Annotated in this window: 13 protein-coding genes; 8 read left to right on the plus strand and 5 right to left on the minus strand. The window is 30.9% G+C overall.

Annotated features, from left to right (window positions below; genetic code table 11):
* Nucleotides 1-12: 12 nt before the first annotated feature.
* The 4 genes from K8354_RS04815 to K8354_RS04830 form a co-directional block, all read right to left on the minus strand.
* Nucleotides 13-771, minus strand: coding sequence for a CsgE family curli-type amyloid fiber assembly protein (locus tag K8354_RS04815; protein ID WP_223445836.1), 759 nt, complete (start codon nt 769-771; stop codon nt 13-15).
* A gap of 6 nt (nt 772-777) precedes the next feature.
* Nucleotides 778-1,269 (minus strand): hypothetical protein, encoded by a 492-nt coding sequence (locus tag K8354_RS04820; RefSeq protein WP_223445838.1) that lies wholly within the window; start codon nt 1,267-1,269, stop codon nt 778-780.
* A gap of 106 nt (nt 1,270-1,375) precedes the next feature.
* Nucleotides 1,376-2,461, minus strand: coding sequence for a hypothetical protein (locus K8354_RS04825; protein WP_223445840.1), 1,086 nt, complete (start codon nt 2,459-2,461; stop codon nt 1,376-1,378).
* A gap of 313 nt (nt 2,462-2,774) precedes the next feature.
* Entirely contained in the window at nt 2,775-3,725 is a 951-nt protein-coding gene (locus K8354_RS04830; RefSeq protein WP_223445842.1) for a lipid A deacylase LpxR family protein, read from the minus strand.
* A gap of 93 nt (nt 3,726-3,818) precedes the next feature.
* On the opposite strand from K8354_RS04830, the gene ppk2 (K8354_RS04835) reads away from it, so the two are divergent.
* The 6 genes from ppk2 (K8354_RS04835) to K8354_RS04860 all read left to right on the plus strand — a co-directional run bounded on the left by ppk2 (K8354_RS04835) (nt 3,819) and on the right by K8354_RS04860 (nt 17,259).
* Nucleotides 3,819-4,679, plus strand: coding sequence for a polyphosphate kinase 2 (ppk2, locus tag K8354_RS04835; protein WP_223445844.1), 861 nt, complete (start codon nt 3,819-3,821; stop codon nt 4,677-4,679).
* A gap of 4 nt (nt 4,680-4,683) precedes the next feature.
* On the plus strand, nt 4,684-5,469 hold the full coding sequence (gene ppk2 / locus K8354_RS04840; protein ID WP_223445846.1) for a polyphosphate kinase 2: 786 nt from the start codon (nt 4,684-4,686) through the stop codon (nt 5,467-5,469).
* A gap of 24 nt (nt 5,470-5,493) precedes the next feature.
* Nucleotides 5,494-9,900 carry a cadherin-like domain-containing protein gene (locus tag K8354_RS04845; RefSeq protein WP_223445848.1) on the plus strand — a complete coding sequence of 1,469 codons (4,407 nt, stop codon included), beginning with the start codon at nt 5,494-5,496 and terminating at the stop codon, nt 9,898-9,900.
* Nucleotides 9,901-9,905: 5 nt separating this feature from the next.
* The gene (locus K8354_RS04850; RefSeq protein WP_223445850.1) at nt 9,906-10,859 is read left to right on the plus strand and encodes a PorP/SprF family type IX secretion system membrane protein; all 954 of its coding nucleotides are present in this window, start codon (nt 9,906-9,908) and stop codon (nt 10,857-10,859) included.
* A 416-nt stretch (nt 10,860-11,275) separates the two neighbouring features.
* Nucleotides 11,276-16,300 (plus strand): cadherin-like domain-containing protein, encoded by a 5,025-nt coding sequence (locus K8354_RS04855; protein ID WP_223445852.1) that lies wholly within the window; start codon nt 11,276-11,278, stop codon nt 16,298-16,300.
* A 5-nt stretch (nt 16,301-16,305) separates the two neighbouring features.
* Nucleotides 16,306-17,259, plus strand: coding sequence for a PorP/SprF family type IX secretion system membrane protein (locus K8354_RS04860; RefSeq protein WP_223445854.1), 954 nt, complete (start codon nt 16,306-16,308; stop codon nt 17,257-17,259).
* 52 nt (nt 17,260-17,311) lie between these two features.
* Here the strand turns inward: K8354_RS04860 and K8354_RS04865 are convergent, their stop codons facing one another.
* Nucleotides 17,312-17,947, minus strand: a complete 636-nt coding sequence (locus tag K8354_RS04865) for a low molecular weight phosphatase family protein (RefSeq protein WP_223445856.1) — start codon at nt 17,945-17,947, stop codon at nt 17,312-17,314.
* Nucleotides 17,948-18,010: 63 nt separating this feature from the next.
* Between K8354_RS04865 and K8354_RS04870 the strand changes: the two genes are divergently transcribed.
* Nucleotides 18,011-18,562 carry a DUF8465 domain-containing protein gene (locus K8354_RS04870; RefSeq protein WP_223445858.1) on the plus strand — a complete coding sequence of 184 codons (552 nt, stop codon included), beginning with the start codon at nt 18,011-18,013 and terminating at the stop codon, nt 18,560-18,562.
* A 206-nt stretch (nt 18,563-18,768) separates the two neighbouring features.
* Nucleotides 18,769-19,902 (plus strand): cysteine desulfurase family protein, encoded by a 1,134-nt coding sequence (locus tag K8354_RS04875; protein ID WP_223445860.1) that lies wholly within the window; start codon nt 18,769-18,771, stop codon nt 19,900-19,902.
* Nucleotides 19,903-19,979 lie beyond the last annotated feature (77 nt).

Raw genomic sequence — 19,979 nt, forward strand, 5'->3', positions numbered from 1 at the left:
GTTATAGCTTAATTAATATTGTTGCATATTATTTTTATTTTTTTTCTTTCTTTCAAAATGATTTTGAACAAGAATTAAAACATGGTCAGACATATTTGTGAGGTACTCTAAATCTGGTTGCACAAAAAATCGATAGATGGTTACATTTTCTATTTTTACATCAATAAGAGTTCTTAAGCCAATGCCTATAAACTTCTCTTCAATAGAGATTACCCCGTTGCCCATAAGATTACTTTGCCTATAAGTATTAGAAAAAGCTTCATAAAATTCATGACCAAATTTTGTTTTTGTCAAGTCTGTAACAATCCCCTTAAATTCTACATCATGCTTAGACTCATTATTAGAATTTTCCTTCTTTTTTCCTTTTGCTATTTTAGAGGTATCGACTCCAATAACGACTCTGCTTTTACCTAACAATTCGTCTTTATCATAGATAAGTAGTAATATAATTATAGAGTCATCTTTGTTTATTTTTATAGCAGTTTGAGACAGCATTTTAATTTCACCTGGTTCTAAAGTAAAATTACCAGATTGATTATTATGGAGTATGTTTTTAGTCTTTATGTTTTTTCTTATAATTGTGAACTTGTATTTCAATAATTTACTTTCGTTTAACTTGTTATTTGCTAAACTTTTTATGATATAAGTTTCATTTGTAGGAATGGTGTCTATAATGGCTTCAATCTTAGTGTTTGTTTTTCTTTGAGAAAATGCAACAGCACTAAAAAATAGAGCAAAAATGGATAACAATATTATTTTAAGATGAAACATTAATTTTTATTTATAACTTCTTATCAAAACAGTACGGTTGTTTCCTTTAAGATTAATGGTTATTGCATCGGTTAAAGAATTAGAACCAAATTTTTCTATCGTAAGGTTATTCCCCATTTGCGAATATTTAGAATCTATAAATTCTGATCTCACATAGTTGTAATCTGTAATTTTATTATAATTACCTTTTTGTAAGATGTTTCCAGAAATTTTATTTGCCTTTAAGTTTATATCAATATTATTTTTGTTTCCCTCTTGCAAAATATTTAACGTTGATTCTGAAGAATTAATAGTGGTATAAGCTTCATTCATATTGCCAATTTGTGTTAGAAATATATTATTGGCGCTTTTTTGATTTAAAAATAAATCATCATTTTTATGCTCTTCAATGATAAGTCTTCTTATTTCACTATTTTTAATAGGTGACTTAAGGATGTCGTTTTGAGAATAAAAGTTAAACGAAATCATAAAAATTAGAAATACAGTGGTTTTTTTCATGACGTTTTTATTTATTTTTTAAAAAGAGTAGACGTTATTAAACAATATGTGTTGTATCAATAACATCTACTCCAAATTAAAGTTTGGTTGTAACTAAAAGATTGTATTAGTTTCCTTGCGTAACATTAGAAATATTACCGTTACCCATCTGAGTGGTTACATCAATATGACCTAAACCTGTTTGACTAGTAAAAGCATTATTATTATTTCCATTTTGTGAAACACTAGAAAAATTATTGAATCCTGTTTGCATTTGATTAGATAAATTGTTGTTTCCTAATTGAAAACCAGTTGCATTGTTATCGCCTCCCATTTGAGTTTGATACGATGTATTGCTATCTCCTTCTTGAAAAATAAAAGCATCATTATCATTACCAACTTGATTCTGCATTGCGCTTGAATTACTAGAATTAAAACTTTGATCTACAAAAGCACTGTTGATGTTACCTGTTTGTGTTTGAAGAGAGTAATTACCGCCTCCAGTACCTAAAACATTTTGAAATGATGTTGCGCTATTCTTATTACCAATTTGAGTTTGAGTGGCTTCATTTCTGTTGTCACCTTGTCTAGTATAAGCACTGTTATCATTACCAGTTTGATCCATATCTGATCCATTGTGGTTTCCAACTTGGTACGCATAAGCACCGTTTCTGTTACCTACTTGCATCTGGTCAATTAAGTTATGCTTACCTGTTTGCTTTGCATAAGCTTCATTTCCTGCTGATTGATTTGGTCCAGAAGACTGGCTTTGGTATGCTTCGTTTCTATTACCTCGTTGGTCAACATCCGCCAAGTTAAAGTCATAACGTTGCTTTTGAGAAGCCGTGTTATGCATACCATCTTGATAAGTAATGGCTTCGTTTTCTTGAGCATTACCTACACCTTGGTCTATATGCGCATCATTATGGTTCCCAGTTTGATCTACAGTACCCAAATTAAAATCACCCGCTTGTTTTACTAAAGAGGTGTTTTTATGACCAATTTGTTCAACAATGGCCTCATTTCCTTGACCAGTTAAAGGATTCCCAACAACCTTACCAGATTGAATAACTTTAGAACCGTTTTCTACTCCAACTTGTAAAACTTGAGCATCATTTGCTGTTCCTGTTTGGTCTACAGCACTATTGTTGTTTTGTGCAAAGACACATACCGCACTAAAAACAAGTGCAATACTTAAAATTACTTTTTTCATAATATTAAAAATTTAAGTTAATAATACTGTAAAATTACAAAGTATGTAAGGCTGTGCACATGACCTGAATCAGGTTGAATTTATTTTTTTAAAAAAACATAGCGAGAACCATGTTGTAAAGAAGAATTTAAAAGAATATTTTATTCAAAAAGAAAAGCTGCTATTTAATCAATAAAAATTCAAGAATAATTTGCTTAGGTGATTAAGAGGAAAGTTAGAGAATCTAGATTTTTATCAAACTAAACATAAGGTTTTTTTTATGTTTGATACCTCGCTGTTTCTGGCTAGAGGTAGTTAAATTGTAAAAAATATTTTATTTTAACAAGTAGTTTATGGCAATAGTTCCGTATTTGTTACCATACGTATACTTTAAGTTTTTAGATTTACTGGTATTGTAATTAAAAATATAGCCAAAATTAAATCTGTTTACTGTAAATTTAAATCCTATTGCTACATGAAAAACAAATGGAATGATTTCTTTGGTTACTTCGCTATTAGTATTTAAAAAACTTCCTTGAATTGTAGCGTCATATAAAGCATATCTTAAAGTTGGCTTTATAAAAAAGAACGATTCTTTTTCTCTTTTATAGTTTGTACTATTATTATTTAAATGAGTATTAAAAGCAATGGAGTTTATCATTTTTTGAAGCTTTATGAATCCAAACCTCATATGTAAGCCAGAACTAAAATTGGTATAAACCGTTCCTAATCTTGCGGAATTTACCCAAAATACATCTAAATTTTGCGCCTTATTTTGAGTTAAGAAGCTTATGTGTTCTGCATCGAAATTTAGAGCAAAAGCATTTTGTATTTGATATTGCCAACCTATAGCTTCGTCAAAATTGTATATATCATGAATAAAACTTTGCAACTCTTCGCCAAAAGCACTGGGGCCAACAACACCAACTTGCACGGTTGTATTTAAAATTCTATTTTTTTTGTATACCCTTTTTATATTAAAACTACCATATAAATAACCCGCAAAAGGTCTGTCGTGTAAAGTTATATCTTGCACAATAGCTTTGTTTGGCGTATACATTTCCTGACCAATTTGCAATTCTATAATTTTCTTTTCTAGATTTTCGTTTTTATTTTTAGCCAAGTATCTATAGTTCATAAAGGTTCCGTTTGTATAATAACGATCTCTATCCACAGAAACATATAAGTCGTTGTCAGTTACAAGACTAATTTCTTTAGAGAATTTTTGTTGGGAGTTTAAACAAAAGGGAATAAAAATTAAAATAAAGTAAAGATAGTTTTTCATCGAAGGCAAATATAAAAGAACCAATTTAAAATGATAAATTTTTAACAGAATAATAAAAAAAAGGTTTTATTTTAGGCGGATTAAACAAAATATATGAATTCGAAGGGAACTTTAAGTGCAAAAGATTTTAAACATTTAACCAATAATGACGAATTATTATCGCTTATAAAAGAGAAACATGGTTCGTATGCTAATGTAAAAAATACGCTTTCTTATAATAATGAATTGCGAATGCTACAAATAGAGTTGGTAAAATTACAACGCTATATTTCTGCTGAAAACAAAAGAGTTGCCATTGTTTTTGAAGGGAGAGATGCTGCCGGAAAGGGCGGTAATATTCGTAGGTTTATGGAGCACTTAAATCCGCGTTCTAGCAGGTTAGTTGCTTTAAACAAACCTACCGAAGTAGAAAAAGGACAGTGGTATTTTCAGCGATACATTAAAGAATTACCAAACCCTGGAGAAATCGTTTTTTTTGATAGAAGTTGGTATAATCGGGCAGTTGTAGAACCTGTTATGGGCTTTTGTTCTGACAAACAATACAAAGAATTTTTGTTACAAGTACCAGAATTCGAGCATATGATGTATGAAGATGGTGTAATTATTATTAAATTCTGGTTATCGATTACCAAAGAAGAGCAAGCAAAACGTTTTGAAGGGAGAAAAGAAAACCCATTAAAAAGATGGAAATTTAGTCCAGTAGATAAACAAGGACAAATTTTATGGGATAAATACACCTATTACAAGTCTGAGATGTTTTCAAAAACACATACAACCTACAGTCCTTGGATGATTATTAAAACCAATGAAAAAGAAATAGCAAGATTAGAAGCCATAAGGCATGTTTTATCGCAGTTTGATTACGAAGGAAAATTGGAAGCAGGCACGGTTTTAAATCCAGATCCAAATGTTGTAATGCGTTATTATCGCTCAAATATTCATCAAATAGATTAAGTTTATGAGTCAAGAATTAACAGATTTAGATTTAAAAAAATTAAATTCAAAAAAAGGTTTAATAGCATTATTATCTAAAGAACCTTTAAGTATAGAAAAAGCACTACGGTATGTAGATTATCAAAAGAAATTAAAGAAATTACAAATTGAATTGATAAGAATGCAAACTTGGGCCATAAAAAATAATGAACGAATTATTGTTGTTTTTCAAGGGAGAGATGCCGCAGGAAAAGGAGGCGCTATTCGGCGAGTTACAGAACGCATTAATCCACGACATATGCGCATAGTTGCTTTACCAAAACCCACAGAAGACGAAAACTCTCAATGGTATTTTCAACGTTATATAGAACAATTACCCAAAGCCGGAGAAATGGTTTTTTTTGATAGAAGTTGGTATAATAGAGCTGTTGTAGAGCCTGTTAACAATTTTTGTACGCAAGAAGAATATAAGGTTTTTATGAACCAAGTAAATGATTTTGAAAGAATGATTTTAGAATCTGGAATTCATTTGGTTAAAATATACATGTCTATCTCTAAAAAGGAACAAGCCAAACGTTTTGCAGATATTAAAAGTGATCCTCTAAAACAATGGAAAATGACCAAGTTAGATGAAAGGGCGCAAGATTTATGGGATCAATACACGGAATATAAAAATGCGATGTTCGAAAAAACGAATACTAAAAATTCTCCTTGGAAAATTATTCGTGCAAACAGAAAAACAGAAGCACGTGCCGAGGTTATTACTCATATTTTAAAAAGTATTCCTTATGATAAAAATTTAGAGATTTAATCTTACTTAATCTATTTTCAATTTATGATAAAAAAATTCCCCAAACTAATAATATTCATATTTTTATTTTTTACGCAGTTTTTAGTTGCTCTCGATCCACCAATTGCAAACGATGATGTAAAAACAACTCTACTTAATACACCTTTATCTGAAAATACACCTGGGCTTTTAACAAATGATACAGACCCAGATGGAGATGCACTTTTCATTACCGAATTTATAATTAACGAAATTACTTTTCCTGCTGGTGAAAATGCAAGTTTCTCAGAAGGTTCTATTGTAATTTTAGCAGATGGAAGTTTTAATTTTATACCAAATCCAGTTTTTTTTGGAACAGTATCTGAAATAACCTATACGATTACAGATGGGACTTCTACAAGTAGTGCAAATTTAAATATTACTGTTACGGTATCCCCAAATACGCCAATTGCTATAGATGATTATGACACTGCAGAAATAAATACTACTTTGAATGTTGCTGCTCCTGGAGTTTTAGAAAACGATATAGAGTCCAGTGGCACCGATTTAAGGGTTACTCAATTTTCTGTAAACGGAGATGTTTTTAATGCAGGAGAAACAGCAAACACTCCTCAAGGAAGTATCACCATTGCGACAAATGGTCGCTATAGATTTATACCCAATACAGGTTATACAGGTAATGTAGATACCATTACATACACCATTACAAATGGTACAGTTACAAGTTCTGCAAATTTATTGCTGACGGTTGAATTTATAGATAATTTACTTGAAATAGATGATTTAGATAGTTGTAATCAAGGTTTTAATGCTAATGGAGCGTATAGAATTGATTATAGGTTCACATTAAGAAATAAATCAACAGCAAGAGATGGTCACGCAAATAGCCTAATAAGAAATATAGATTTAATCAACAATCTTGAAACTACTTTTGGAATTGGTTGTGTAATTAATGTAGAGAGCATAATAATTTCTGCTTTTAATAGTCCTGACGTATATGATTATGTAAATAACGTTGAATATCCAAAAGATTTTGGTAACTCAGGAGCAGCAACAGCAATAAATTCTGATTTTGGAAATGTAACATCTACTTCAATATTTAATAAGAATGCAATAGATAATTTTGTCTTATATCCAGGGCAAAGGATAAGGGTAAATTTTTGTGTTACAGTAGACCCTGATTGTGATGGTAGGCCATTTCCAACACGTTCTGGTTCTGACATCGATTTTACAAATACGGTAAGTGTAACCTCAAATAAAGGAGGTGGTTCTGACACCGTAATATTAAAAGATTTTCATACTACAGAAGCCGTGGTTGCTGCGGGTTTATATATACCTGCGCCTTTAGGTAATATAAATGCTGATGGAACCTACGACTTTACAAATCGGGTTGTTATTACCAATGAAGGACCAGCAACAGCTCAAAATATCAACTTTAATATGGGGTTGGGAGATTTTAGAACTAAAGGAGTCACTTTTAATCAAATTAGAGTTACACAGTTTTTAGGACCGACTGTGAATGTTAATCCAGATTTTAATGGCGATAATCAAACTACATTATTGTTGCCCAACAATGTATTACCTGCAGGAGAATCTATTGTTTTAGAAATATTTTATGTAATTGAGCCTGTTAGTAGTGACAACTCCAATATCTTTTTTCAAACAGATCGGTCTCAAACACAAGGACCAGCAGACGGTTTTGATAGTTTTTTACCAGAGAATAAAAAAAAATATTCATTTGTAACGTGGTCAGATAATTTAGGCAATCATTTAGATAAATATGATGATTTAAAGGATCCAGTAACTTCTGTTTCTACAGGTTGTAATTGTAATTCAATAGGAGCAGGTATGCGGTTTTTATTCAATGCTACTTCTAATACAAATAAAGTTGTATCAGAAACTAAACCAGCGCCTAAGGAAATTTTAGAACATGAAGAAGTTACCTTTCAAATCGAAATAGAAAATACAAGTCTAGGAGTACAAATAGATAATTTACAATTAACAGATAACCTAAATAATGTTTGTAATGGCAATGTTATATCAGTAACTACGCCTACTATTAGTTCATCAGCTACTGCAAATCCAGTTTTAAATCCTTCGTTTAATGGCACAACTGATACAAATATTTTTGATGGTACTTCCGGAATATTAGAAGTCAACCAAAAAATAACAGTTGAATTTACAGTTGTTTTCAGCGAAGTTTGTATTGGACAAAATACGGCTATCTTTTCTGCAACAGATCCTTTAAGTAGGTTGGTTACTTCTTCTTCTAATTCAGTAAGTATGAATGCCTCATCAGATTCAGATAACGATGGCATTACCAACGATATTGATATAGATGATGATAATGATACTATACCCGATATTTTAGAATATAATGGTTTAAATCCTTTAGACGATGATGATAGTGATTTTATACCAAATTATAGAGATACAGATTCTGGATTAGATGCAAATAACGATGGTATTGTAGATGTTTTTGATTTTGATAATGATGGAGTTCCTAATCATTTTGATTTAGATAGCGATAATGACGGAATTCTAGACATCGTAGAAGCAGGAAATGCAACTGATGATACCAACAATGATGGCAGCACAAATAATACTGTTGGCGCAAATGGTTTAGACAATTCTAAAGAAAATAATGATAGTTTAACCACAACAGTTAATTATACGTTGCCAGATACAGATGCTAGTGGAAATGCAAATTTTATGGATATCGATTCAGATGGCGATGGAATTGTAGACAATATAGAAGCGCAACCAACGAATAATTACATCACCTTAAGTACAACAGTTTCTTTATCTGGCATTAATACGGCATATCCAAATGGAATTAATCCTGTTGATACAGAAAATGATGGAATTCCAGATTATATAGATATAAACTCTGATAACGATATTCGAGATGATGTCATTGAAGGTTGGGATGCTAATAATGACGGAATTCCAGAAACTGTACCACGAAGTTCTGATATAGATAATGATGGTTTAGATGACGCTTTTGATTTAGATAATACTGCAATAAATCCTTCAAATGGACAAACACCTTTAAGTTTCCCAAATGTTGATAATACAGATACTCCAGAAAGAGATTGGAGAGAAATAATCGGCATTTTTGTTTTAATTGACAATATTTCACAACCAGAAGGAACAGATTTTGTATTTACAATTCAATTAGTTACAAAAAATGATAATTCTATTTTAATAGAAAGTTCATCACCCATCGATTTTAATTTTTCAACTTCAGATGGCACAACTACAACTAGCGTCTTTGATGTTGCAATTTCACCTTTCGATTACGTTGGTCTGCCAAGTACAACGTTTACAATTGCTCCATTTACAACTACAGCAACATTTGTAGTAACTTCTTTGGAAGATACTATTTTTGAGTTTACAGAACTTTTTACATTAAACGGAACCATTACCTCTAACAATACTTTAAATAAAGATGTTATTGGGATTGGATCAATTTTAGATAATGATGCAGCTCCTTCAATCACTATGAACAATTCGCGTGAATTAGAAGGCATAGATTTATTGCATACAATTACCATTAGCAATCCTGCATCTACGCCTATTTCTGTTGAAATTGTAACCACAGATAGAACAGCTATAAGTCCCGAGGATTATAATCCTGTTTTTGATAATTTTACGATTGAAGGCACTACAGATCCAAACAATGCAAATACCCAAGTTTCATTCAAGATTACCTCTCTTTTAGACAATTTAAATGAGCCAGATGAAGAAATTATTAACGTTGTTGGCGTTGGGCTAACAAGCAATCTTGGTGCTCAAGATTTAGCAAAAACGGCCACAATTTTAGATGTTGATCCAAATCCGATTGTAGAAATTAACAATGCAGAAGCAGAAGAAGGCAGTGATTTAGAATTTACAATCAGTCTAGTAAATGCAAACGGAGAATTGATACAGAATTACATTCCAATCAATATAAATTTAGAAACCATAGACGATACAACAACGGCAAACCAAGATTACCAGTCTTTATCTACACAAATTGTAATTCCTGCTTTTACATCAACCATAAATCAATCAGTTATAACGATTGATGATGCATTAAATGAAGAGATAGAAACATTATTTTTACAGTTAAATTTAGATTTTACGACCGTTTCAAATATAACTGCACCTTTCGGAATTGGTACAATCTTCAGTGATGATTACCCAAATTTATTTTCACCAAATAATGATGGTAGGAGTGATGTTTTTAAAATGTTAGGCTTACAGCAGTATCCAAATTTTGTCTTGGTAATTTTTAATCGACAAGGAAATGAAGTGTATAATTATAGCAATAATGGCAATTTAAATCCTATTTGGTGGGATGGAACTTATAACAATAAGCCCGCACCAACAGGCGTTTATTTTTACATATTAGATTATAATGACGGTGTAAAAAAGCCAATAAAGAATTTTATACAATTAATTAGATAATGAATATGAAGGCTAAAATTGTATCAAAAATAAATAAGAGCAACGCATATTTTTTGCTATTTGGGTTGATGATTTTTTTATCAACTGTAAAAATTAACGCACAACAATTACCAAATTATACACAATATTTGTACAATATGCAGACTATAAATCCTGCATTTGTTGGGTATAGAGCAGATTTAAGCATGTCTGTTTTATCTAGAGATCAATGGGTTGGTTTAGAAGGTGCACCAACTACTAGAACTTTTTCCATTAATGGAAGAACAAAAAGAGGTTTAGGAATTGGAGCCACAATTGTAAATGATAAAATTGGTTTAACAGAAACTAGAAACGTAAATTTCGATGCTTCTTATACTTTGGTGATTTCTGATGCTAGCAGATTATCTTTCGGTTTAAAAGGAGGAATGACCTTTTTTAACAATAATTTATTCGACGGAATTACGATAGATAATGAAAGTTACGCTTCTACAAGTGGCATTTTCCCTAATGTTGGTTTTGGAGCTTTATATTACAATCAAGATTTTTACGTGGGTTTATCTGTACCTTATTTGTTAGAAACACCACAATTTTATATAGAAGATCGTTTTAAACAAACAAGTTTAGCAACAAATCCAAATGTATTTTTATCTACAGGCGCCTTGTTTCGATTATCACAAAGTATACTATTTAAGCCGTCAACCATGGTAAGATATACAACCAATCAGCCAGTTTCTATGGATGTAAATGCAAATTTTTTATACAATGAAGTTATCGAAGCAGGACTTTCTTATCGTCATCAAAGTTCTATAAGTGCTTTGTTTAGTTTGGTGATACATGAAAAATATAGAATTGGTTATGCGTATGATTATAAGACGCTTAATATTTCTGGTAATTTAAATACACACGAATTTATTTTACATGTAGATTTAGATTTTGGACAAAATTCAAGATGGTTAATGCGTAACAAATGCTATTTTTGATGTTGAAATAATTCATAAAAAAAAGTATTTTATTTTCTTCGGATAAAAAAAATTAAGCAAGTAGTTTCTTTACAGTATCAAAAATAATATAGACTTCTGCTACAATTTGCTGGTTTGTTTTTAAATCAGCAAGCCCAAATATAGATGAGTAAGTACAAGATGTTTGGAATCAATACACGGAATATAAAAATGCAATGTTCGAAAAAAACGAATACTAAAAATTCTCCTTAGAGAATTATTCGTGAAAACAGAGAAACAACGCCATGTGCAGCGGTTATTCCTTATGTTTTAAAGAGTACCTTATCATAAGAATCTCGAAATTTAGTGTTATCTTTACAGTACCATATTTTTATTCACTCCCCATGATAAAAATCCATAGAATAATAGTTTTTTTTATAATATTTGCCTCTCAGTTTTTGATTTCTCAGACAGTTCCAGTTGCAAATAACGATACCTATACTACATTTGTAAATACCTCTTTAAATGTATCTGCATCAGGTATTTTAGAAAATGACACGGATGCAGATGAAGATGTATTAAAAGTTATACAATTTTTAATAAATGGAGTGTCTTATACTGTTCATCAAACAGCTGTTTTTGATCATGGAACTATAAATATTTTAGAAGATGGTAGTTTTACTTTTATACCATTACCAAATTACAAAGGAGATATAGAAACCATTACTTATCTCGTTACAGATGGCAAATTTACAAGCTATGCCAAAATAAATATTTCTGTAACGGTTCCTCCATCACCACCTAGAGCAATTAATGATCGTTATACCACATTTGTAAACACAACGATAAATCAAGCCGCCCCCGGAATTTTAGATAACGATACGGATGTAAATGAAGATATTTTAAAAGTAACTCAATTTTTAATAAATGGAGTACCTCATGGTGTTGGCGAAACTTCAAATTTAGCACAAGGTAGCATTACTATTTTAGAAGATGGTAGTTTTACCTTTACTCCTTCACTTCATTTTGTAGGAAATATAGATACGATTACCTACACAATTACTGACGGCACATTTGAACGTTCTGCTAATTTAGATATTACAGTTATTTTTCCACCATCTCCACCTATAGCAAGTAACGATAGTTATACAGCATTTATAAATGAACCTTTTCTTAGAACAGCGCCAGGAATTTTAGATAATGATACAGATATAAATGCAGATATATTGAAAGTAACAGAATTTTCTATAAATGGAGCTACCTTAACTGCCGGACAAAAAGCTACTTTTGCTCAAGGAAGTCTTATTATTTTTGAAAATGGTAGATTTACTTATACTCCTTTAGTTGACTTTGTGGGGGATACAGATACTGTTACGTATACCATTACAGATGGTGTGTTTACAAGTTCAGCCAGTATAACGATTTCTGTAATTATACCTCCAACACCCGCTATTGCAAAGGATGATTACAATACAGCAGACGAGAATAAGACTTTAATCGGTCCTATTCCTGGAGTATTAGTAAACGATACAGATATTAATGAAGATGTCTTAACCACTACTGAATTTCAAATAAATGGAACAACTTATACTTCTGGTCAAACCGCCAAATTAGCTGAAGGAGATTTTACATTATTTCAAAACGGAAGTTATAAATTAGTTCCTACGCCAAATTATATAGGTGCAGTTCCAGTTATAAAGTATACAATTACAGATGGTACATTTACAAGTTCTGCCAATTTGTTTTTAACTGTTGAACCGACTAAAAATTTAATAGAAATTAGATCTATAACTAGCTGTAATCAAGGTTTTACGAGTAGTGGAAATTATAAAATTAGTTATAATGCCACTTTAGTAAATAGAAGTAATGCACAAGATTATCATGCTGCAAGTCTGGTTAAAAATATTGATTTAGCCAATGATTTGCAAGCTGTTTTTGGCACAGGGTGTTTAGTAGAAGTAAGTCAAGTAAGGATTAGAAATAGTAATACTCCAAAAGATTACTTAGGGCAGCCATATCCAAAAGAATTTACAAATGGCGCTGTAAATCCTAATTTTTTAGATGGCACATCCACTAATTTTTTTAGTGACGATGCGGTAAATAATTTAACGCTTTATCCGAGACAATCTATTTCCATAAGTTATTGTGTAACGGTAAGTGCTTTTTGTAATGGGAGACCAAATCCAACTCCTTCTGGCTCCTCAGGAGTCGATTTTACAAACATATTAAACATTACTGATAGCAGTGGTACTGCAACAAATTCCCTAACACTCAATGATTTTCATACAACAGAAGCTGTTGTAAGCGCAGGGCTTTATGTACCCGAATTTAATAATACGCGAAATTCTCCTGGAATTGTAAATTCTAACGGAACTTATGAGTATGTAAACACAGTAATTATTACCAACGAAGGTTCTGTGGATGCAAATAATGTAAACTTTAACATGGGACTTAGTGAGTTTATTTCTAAAGGGATAATTTTTGAAGATATTATAATAACGCAAGTTTCAGGTGGTCCAAGCGTAAGTATCAATCCAGATTTTGACGGTATAACAAACACCAATTTATTAACAGCAAACAACGTTTTGCCAGCGGGAGAAACAATTAGATTAGAGGTATATTATTTAATTGGTCCTTTTAACAATTCTTCTTATAGTTATTTTAGGCAAATGGACATTTCACAAACTCAAGGACCTTTAGATGGTTTTGATGAATCATCAACTAATAATAAAGGGCGTTACTCATTTGTCACTTGGTCAGATGCTTTAGGAGATCATGTGGATCGATATTATTATGTAAATTCTGCTGTCGCAAATATTTCTGCAGAATCTCAATGCAGTTGCAGAACAACCGGAATGCGTTTTTATTTTAATTCGTCCTCTAGCACAGATGAAATAGTTTCCACAGTGCATACTGCGCCAAATGGCATTTTAGAACATGAAGAAAATACTTTTCAAATTACGATAAAAAATACAAGTGAAGCTGTAGAGATTATAAACTTACAATTACAAGATAATCTGAATAGCGTTTGTGGCGGTAATATTATATTAGTAAGTAATCCTATCATTAAAAATTCAACTGCAACTACAGACCCCGTTTTGAATACGAATTTCGATGGAATTTCAGATGTAAATTTATTTGATGGCAATTCAGGCCTACTTCAAGCAAATCAAAGTATTACAATTGAATTTAGCGTTCTTTTTTCTGAAATGTGTAAAGGTACAAATACAGTTGTTTTTACAGCCTCAAATCCTTTAAGTACAATCGTGCAATCTTCAAGAACAATTACCGTTTCAGCATTTACAGATACAGATAATGATGGAATCCCTAACGGAATTGATTTAGATGATGATAATGATACCATACCTGATATTTTAGAATATAATGGTATAAATCCTTTAGACGATGATGATGGTGATTTTATACCAAATTATAGAGATACAGATTTTGGAGCAGATGCAAATAACGATGGTATTGTAGATGTTTTTGACTTTGATAATGATGGAGTTCCTAATCATTTTGATTTAGATAGTGATAATGATGGAATTTTAGATATTGTTGAAGCTGGAAATATTAGTTTAGATACAAATAGAAATGGAACTACAAATGGGGCTATTGGTGCAAATGGTTTAGATAATTCTAAAGAAAATAATGATAGTTTAACCACAACAATTAATTATATAATTCCAAATACAGATGCTAATGGAAATGCAAACTTTATTGATATTGATGCAGATGATGATGGAATTGTCGATAATATTGAGGCGCAACTAACGAATAATTACACCACATTAAATGCAACAGTTTCTTTAGCGGGTATTAATACTGCATATCCAAATGGGATTAATCCTGTTGATACAGAAAATGATAAGATTCCAGACTACATAGATATGAACTCTGATAACGATGTTCGAGATGATATTATTGAAGGTTGGGATGCTAATAGTGATGGAATACCAGAAACTGTGCCACTAAATTCCGATGTAGATAATGATGGTTTAGATGATGCTTTTGATACCAATGATAATTTGGTAAATCCTTCAAATAATCAAACTCCACTTAGTTTTTCAAATGTTGATAATGCAGAAACTCCAGAAAGAGATTGGAGAGAAATTATTGCCATTTTTGTACAAATAGTTACAGATGCCAAAACGATAGAAGGAAATAATTTAGATTTTACAATTTCTTTGGTTACAAAAAATAATAAGAACATATTAGTTGAAAGTGCAACACCTGTAACCATCGATTTTACGACCAAAAATGGCACAGAAAAAACAGCTATGTATGATGTAGCAACTGCGTCTTTTGATTATATTGAAAATTTAAATAACACGTTTACAATTCCACCATTCACAAATACAATTAGTTTTTCTGTTGCTATTTTAGATGATCCTATTTCTGAAATTGATGAGCTATTTACTTTAGTAGGAATCATCACATCAGAAAATACAATGAATAATTCTTTAGAAACTTTAGAATCTATAGGTACTATTCTAGATAATGAATTACTACCTTCTGTTTCCATAAGCAATGCTCGAGCAAATGAAGGAGATGATTTAGTACATACACTAAGCCTTTCTCATCCTAGTTCTAGGAATATTGTAGTGGAGGTATTTTCAAAAGAAAACCAAGCAGTGAGTCCTGATGATTTTTTACCATTTAGAGAAGAATTCACTTTTAATGGGATAGAAAACTCTATGAATACTGCTTTAGAAATTTCATTTAATATCGAAACATTCCAAGATAATTTAAATGAATTTGATGAAGAAATTTTAGAGGTCATAGGCATCTTAAAAACACCTGATGTAGCTTCACAAGATGTATCAATAACGGGAACAGGAACAATTCTAGATATAGACCCAAATCCATTAGTTCAAATTACAAGTTTAAATTCAACGGTGGAAGAAGGAGAAGTTTTATCATTTGAAATAGGTCTTTTTAATACAGATTTAGAGCCTATGCAAAATCATTTACCTATTAATTTTACTTTAGAAACCATCGATAACACTACCTTTATGAATGAAGATTATACTTTTATATCAGAAAATATAAATATTCCTGCGTATTCATTTTCAATAAAAAAAGAGGTACAAACTATCAATGATAAATTGCAAGAAGGTACAGAATCTTTTTTCTTACAAGCAACTTTAACTTCTTTAGACGTTTCAAATACGTTTTTTCCAAGGGGCGAAGGATTTATAACAGATAACGATTATCCAAATTTATTTTCACCAAATAATGATGGTAAGAGTGATGTTTTTGAAATTTCTATCTTAAAAGAGTACCCAAATTTTATATTAATAATTTTTAATCGACAAGGAAATGAAGTGTATAATTATAGCAATAATGGCAATTTAAATCCTATTTGGTGGGATGGAACTTATAACAATAAGCCCGTACCAACAGGCGTTTATTTTTACATATTAGATTATAATGACGGTGTAAAAAAGCCAATAAAGAATTTTATACAATTAATTAGATAATGAATATGAAGGCTAAAATTGTATCAAAAATAAATAAGAGCAACGCATATTTTTTGCTATTTGGGTTGATGATTTCTTTATCAACTTTAAAAATAAACGCACAACAATTACCAAATTATACACAATATTTGTACAATATGCAGATTATAAATCCGGCATTTGTTGGGTATAGAGCAGATTTAAGCATGTCTGTTTTATCTCGAGATCAATGGGTTGGTTTAGAAGGTGCGCCAACTACTAGAACTTTTTCCATTAATGGAAGAACAAAAAGAGGTTTAGGAATTGGAGCCACAATTGTAAATGATAAAATTGGTTTAACAGAAACTAGAAACGTAAATTTCGATGCTTCTTATACTTTAGTAATTTCTGATGCTAGCAGATTATCTTTCGGTTTAAAAGGAGGAATGACCTTTTTTAACAATAATTTATTCGACGGAATTACGATAGATAACGAAAGTTACGCTTCTACAAGTGGCATTTTCCCTAATGTTGGTTTTGGAGCTTTATATTACAATCAAGATTTTTACGTGGGTTTATCTGTACCTTATTTGTTAGAAACACCACAATTTTATATAGAAGATCGTTTTAAACAAACAAGTTTAGCAACAAATCCAAATGTATTTTTATCTACAGGCGCCTTGTTTCGATTATCACAAAGTATACTATTTAAGCCGTCAACCATGGTAAGATATACAACCAATCAGCCAGTTTCTATGGATGTAAATGCAAATTTTTTATACAATGAAGTTATCGAAGCAGGACTTTCTTATCGTCATCAAAGTTCTGTAAGTGCCTTGTTTACTTTGGTGATACATGAAAAATATAGAATTGGTTATGCGTATGATTATAAGACGCTTAATGTTTCTGGTAATTTAAACACACACGAATTTATTTTACATGTAGATTTAGATTTTGGACAAAATTCAAGATGGTTAATGCGTAACAAATGCTATTTTTGATGTTGAAATAATTCATAAAAAAAAGCTTTTTATTTTCTTCGGATAAAAAAAATTAAGCAAGTAGTTTCTTTACAGTATCAAAAATAAAATAGACTTCTGCTGCAATTTGCTGATTTGTTTTTAAATATGTTTCGTCTCGTTTATCGGTTGCATCACTAGCTTTTGGATCTACAAAAGGTAAGTGAAAACGATGAATGGCTTTTTTAATAAATGGGCAGTTTTTATCCGCATTATTACAAGTTGTAATGGCTATAAAAGGTGTTGTATTTATTGGATCACTATATAATTTAGAAAAGCCTAAAACTGTTTTTCTTGCACCATCAAAAGAAATATTATAGCTAGGATTTTGATGACAAAAATTTTCTAATTGAAAATGAAAACCTGCTTTTTGTAATGTTTTTATTGTATTTCTATGAAAAGCAGTTAATTCTGTTCCGCCAGAAAAAGCATCAATATTTAGATTAAAATAATGTGCTGCATAAAAGCTCCAAACTTGTCCTAATTGACTTCTTCTAGCGTTATGTGTGCAAATAAAATTTAGGTGTACAACTTCGTTTTTGCCATATTCTAAGGCAACAGCTTCCGCAATTTTAAGCAACAATAATTTTCGATCAGCAGAAAGAGAATTTTTTTTTGATGCGCTTAAAAAAAAGTTTTTTGTAGAAACATTAGAAGCCTTCAATATCATTATATATTTTTACCACAAAAGTAAGATAATAGCAATCTATTATAAATTAAAATAAAGTTAAGAATGCGTTTAGAAATTGGAAATAAAGTGGCCGTTTTAGATGATGTTTTAAAAGGGATTATTATCGATATTAAAGAGCATGTTATTTCTGTAAAAACGGATGATGGGATGATTTTTAATTTTAATGCTTCAGAGCTAGTAAAAATCGAAAGAGAACAACATGAACTTTCTAAATTTTCTGATATTAACAATCCGTTTTTAAAAGAGAAAATATCAGCGCAGAAACCAAAGAAAACCGCTTTTATAAAGGATAAAAAAGAGATACTTTTAGAAGTAGATTTACATATTAATCAGTTAGTAAAATCGGTAAGAGGTTTAGATAATTACGATATGTTAAACTTGCAATTAGATACAGCTAAAAATAAAATTGAATTTGCAATTCAAAAAAGAATCTCGAAAATTGTTTTTATTCATGGAGTGGGAGAGGGCGTTTTAAAATCTGAGTTGAATAGATTATTAAATAAATATCCTGTAAAATATTATGATGCTTCTTACAAGAAATATGGTTTAGGAGCCACAGAAGTTTACATTTATCAGAATGTTATGGAATCCTAAAGGTTCATTTAGGTTGATGAAAAACATACAAAAAAGATAAAAAAAGGCTGGCATACAAAAGGCAAGTTTCATTGATAAGCATTAATTTTCTTCATTATTTTTTAGGGGAAATTCTTGAGATTCCTGTTAAAAAAGAAAGATAAATTTATCTTACGCAAAAGGTTTTAGTACTCAGAATTTTGCAGATAAAAACGTATTTTTGTGGCATGAAAGCTATTTATTTAGACAATGCCGCAACGACCAAAATTGATGCAGAGGTTTTAGAATTGATGCATACTTCTATGCAAGAAAATTTTGGAAATCCATCTTCGACACATCAATTTGGGAGAAAAGCAAAGTCTGCCGTCGAAACCGCTAGAAAAAATATTGCCAAACAATTTAATGTTACTGCTAGCGAAATTGTATTTACAGCAGGAGGAACCGAAGCCGATAATTTAATTCTAAACAATGCCGTTTTAAATTTAAGGATACAAAGAATTATCACCTCTAAAATTGAACATCATGCCGTTTTGCATACTTGTGAATTTCTCAAAAAAACATATCATATTAGTTTAGATTTTATCAATGTTGATGCATTTGGCAATATAGATCAGCTTCATTTAGAGGAACTATTATCAACTTCAGATGATACCACTTTAGTGAGTTTAATGCACATCAATAATGAAATTGGTAACCTTTTAAAGGTTGATGAAATTAGCGCTATTTGTAAAAGATACGATGCTTTATTTCATTCAGATACTGTGCAGGTAATCGGTCATTATCCTTTAGATTTAAAAAAGACTCCGATTGATTTTATTGTGGCTAGCGCTCACAAATTTCATGGACCAAAAGGGGTTGGTTTTGCTTATTTTAAAAAAGGATTCGGGATTTTACCCATGTTTCATGGAGGAGATCAAGAAAGAGGGGCTAGGTCTAGTACCGAAAATGTACATAGTATTTTAGGCATGGAAAAGGCGTTGTCCATAGCAATTTCTAATATGGAAAAAGACAGACATAAAATAGAATCTTTAAAATTATATTTTATTTCTAAATTAAAAAATATATCCGAAGCTATTGAATTTAACGGACATTCATCCGACATACATAAAAGTAGTTATACCATTTTAAATGTGCGTTTTCCAGTAGCAAATGAGATGCTTTTATTTAGTTTAGATATGGCAGGAATCGCTGTTTCTGGAGGTTCAGCTTGCCAGAGTGGCAGTAATAAGGGGTCTCATGTTTTAGACGAAATTTTAAATAAGGATGCAGCTGATAAAACAGCGGTTCGTTTTTCTTTTTCTAAATTCACTACAAAAGAAGAAATTGATTTTACCATTACTAAAATTAGAGAACTATTGTAAAATAGTAGCAGTGAATAGGATTGGTATTTTTAAATGATATACTACCAATTTAACCCTATAATGCAGTAATAAATCGT

This window comes from Polaribacter litorisediminis (genome assembly GCF_019968605.1).
Lineage (GTDB): Bacteria > Bacteroidota > Bacteroidia > Flavobacteriales > Flavobacteriaceae > Polaribacter > Polaribacter litorisediminis.

Bases quoted from the DNA above. Each gene is read 5' to 3' on its own strand.
- K8354_RS04815 (WP_223445836.1), bottom strand. From the start codon at position 771: ATGTTTCATCTTAAAATAATATTGTTATCCATTTTTGCTCTATTTTTT.
- K8354_RS04820 (WP_223445838.1), bottom strand. From the start codon at position 1,269: ATGAAAAAAACCACTGTATTTCTAATTTTTATGATTTCGTTTAACTTT.
- K8354_RS04825 (WP_223445840.1), bottom strand. From the start codon at position 2,461: ATGAAAAAAGTAATTTTAAGTATTGCACTTGTTTTTAGTGCGGTATGT.
- K8354_RS04830 (WP_223445842.1), bottom strand. From the start codon at position 3,725: ATGAAAAACTATCTTTACTTTATTTTAATTTTTATTCCCTTTTGTTTA.
- ppk2 (WP_223445844.1), top strand. From the start codon at position 3,819: ATGAATTCGAAGGGAACTTTAAGTGCAAAAGATTTTAAACATTTAACC.
- ppk2 (WP_223445846.1), top strand. From the start codon at position 4,684: ATGAGTCAAGAATTAACAGATTTAGATTTAAAAAAATTAAATTCAAAA.
- K8354_RS04845 (WP_223445848.1), top strand. From the start codon at position 5,494: ATGATAAAAAAATTCCCCAAACTAATAATATTCATATTTTTATTTTTT.
- K8354_RS04850 (WP_223445850.1), top strand. From the start codon at position 9,906: ATGAAGGCTAAAATTGTATCAAAAATAAATAAGAGCAACGCATATTTT.
- K8354_RS04860 (WP_223445854.1), top strand. From the start codon at position 16,306: ATGAAGGCTAAAATTGTATCAAAAATAAATAAGAGCAACGCATATTTT.
- K8354_RS04865 (WP_223445856.1), bottom strand. From the start codon at position 17,947: ATGATATTGAAGGCTTCTAATGTTTCTACAAAAAACTTTTTTTTAAGC.
- K8354_RS04870 (WP_223445858.1), top strand. From the start codon at position 18,011: ATGCGTTTAGAAATTGGAAATAAAGTGGCCGTTTTAGATGATGTTTTA.
- K8354_RS04875 (WP_223445860.1), top strand. From the start codon at position 18,769: ATGAAAGCTATTTATTTAGACAATGCCGCAACGACCAAAATTGATGCA.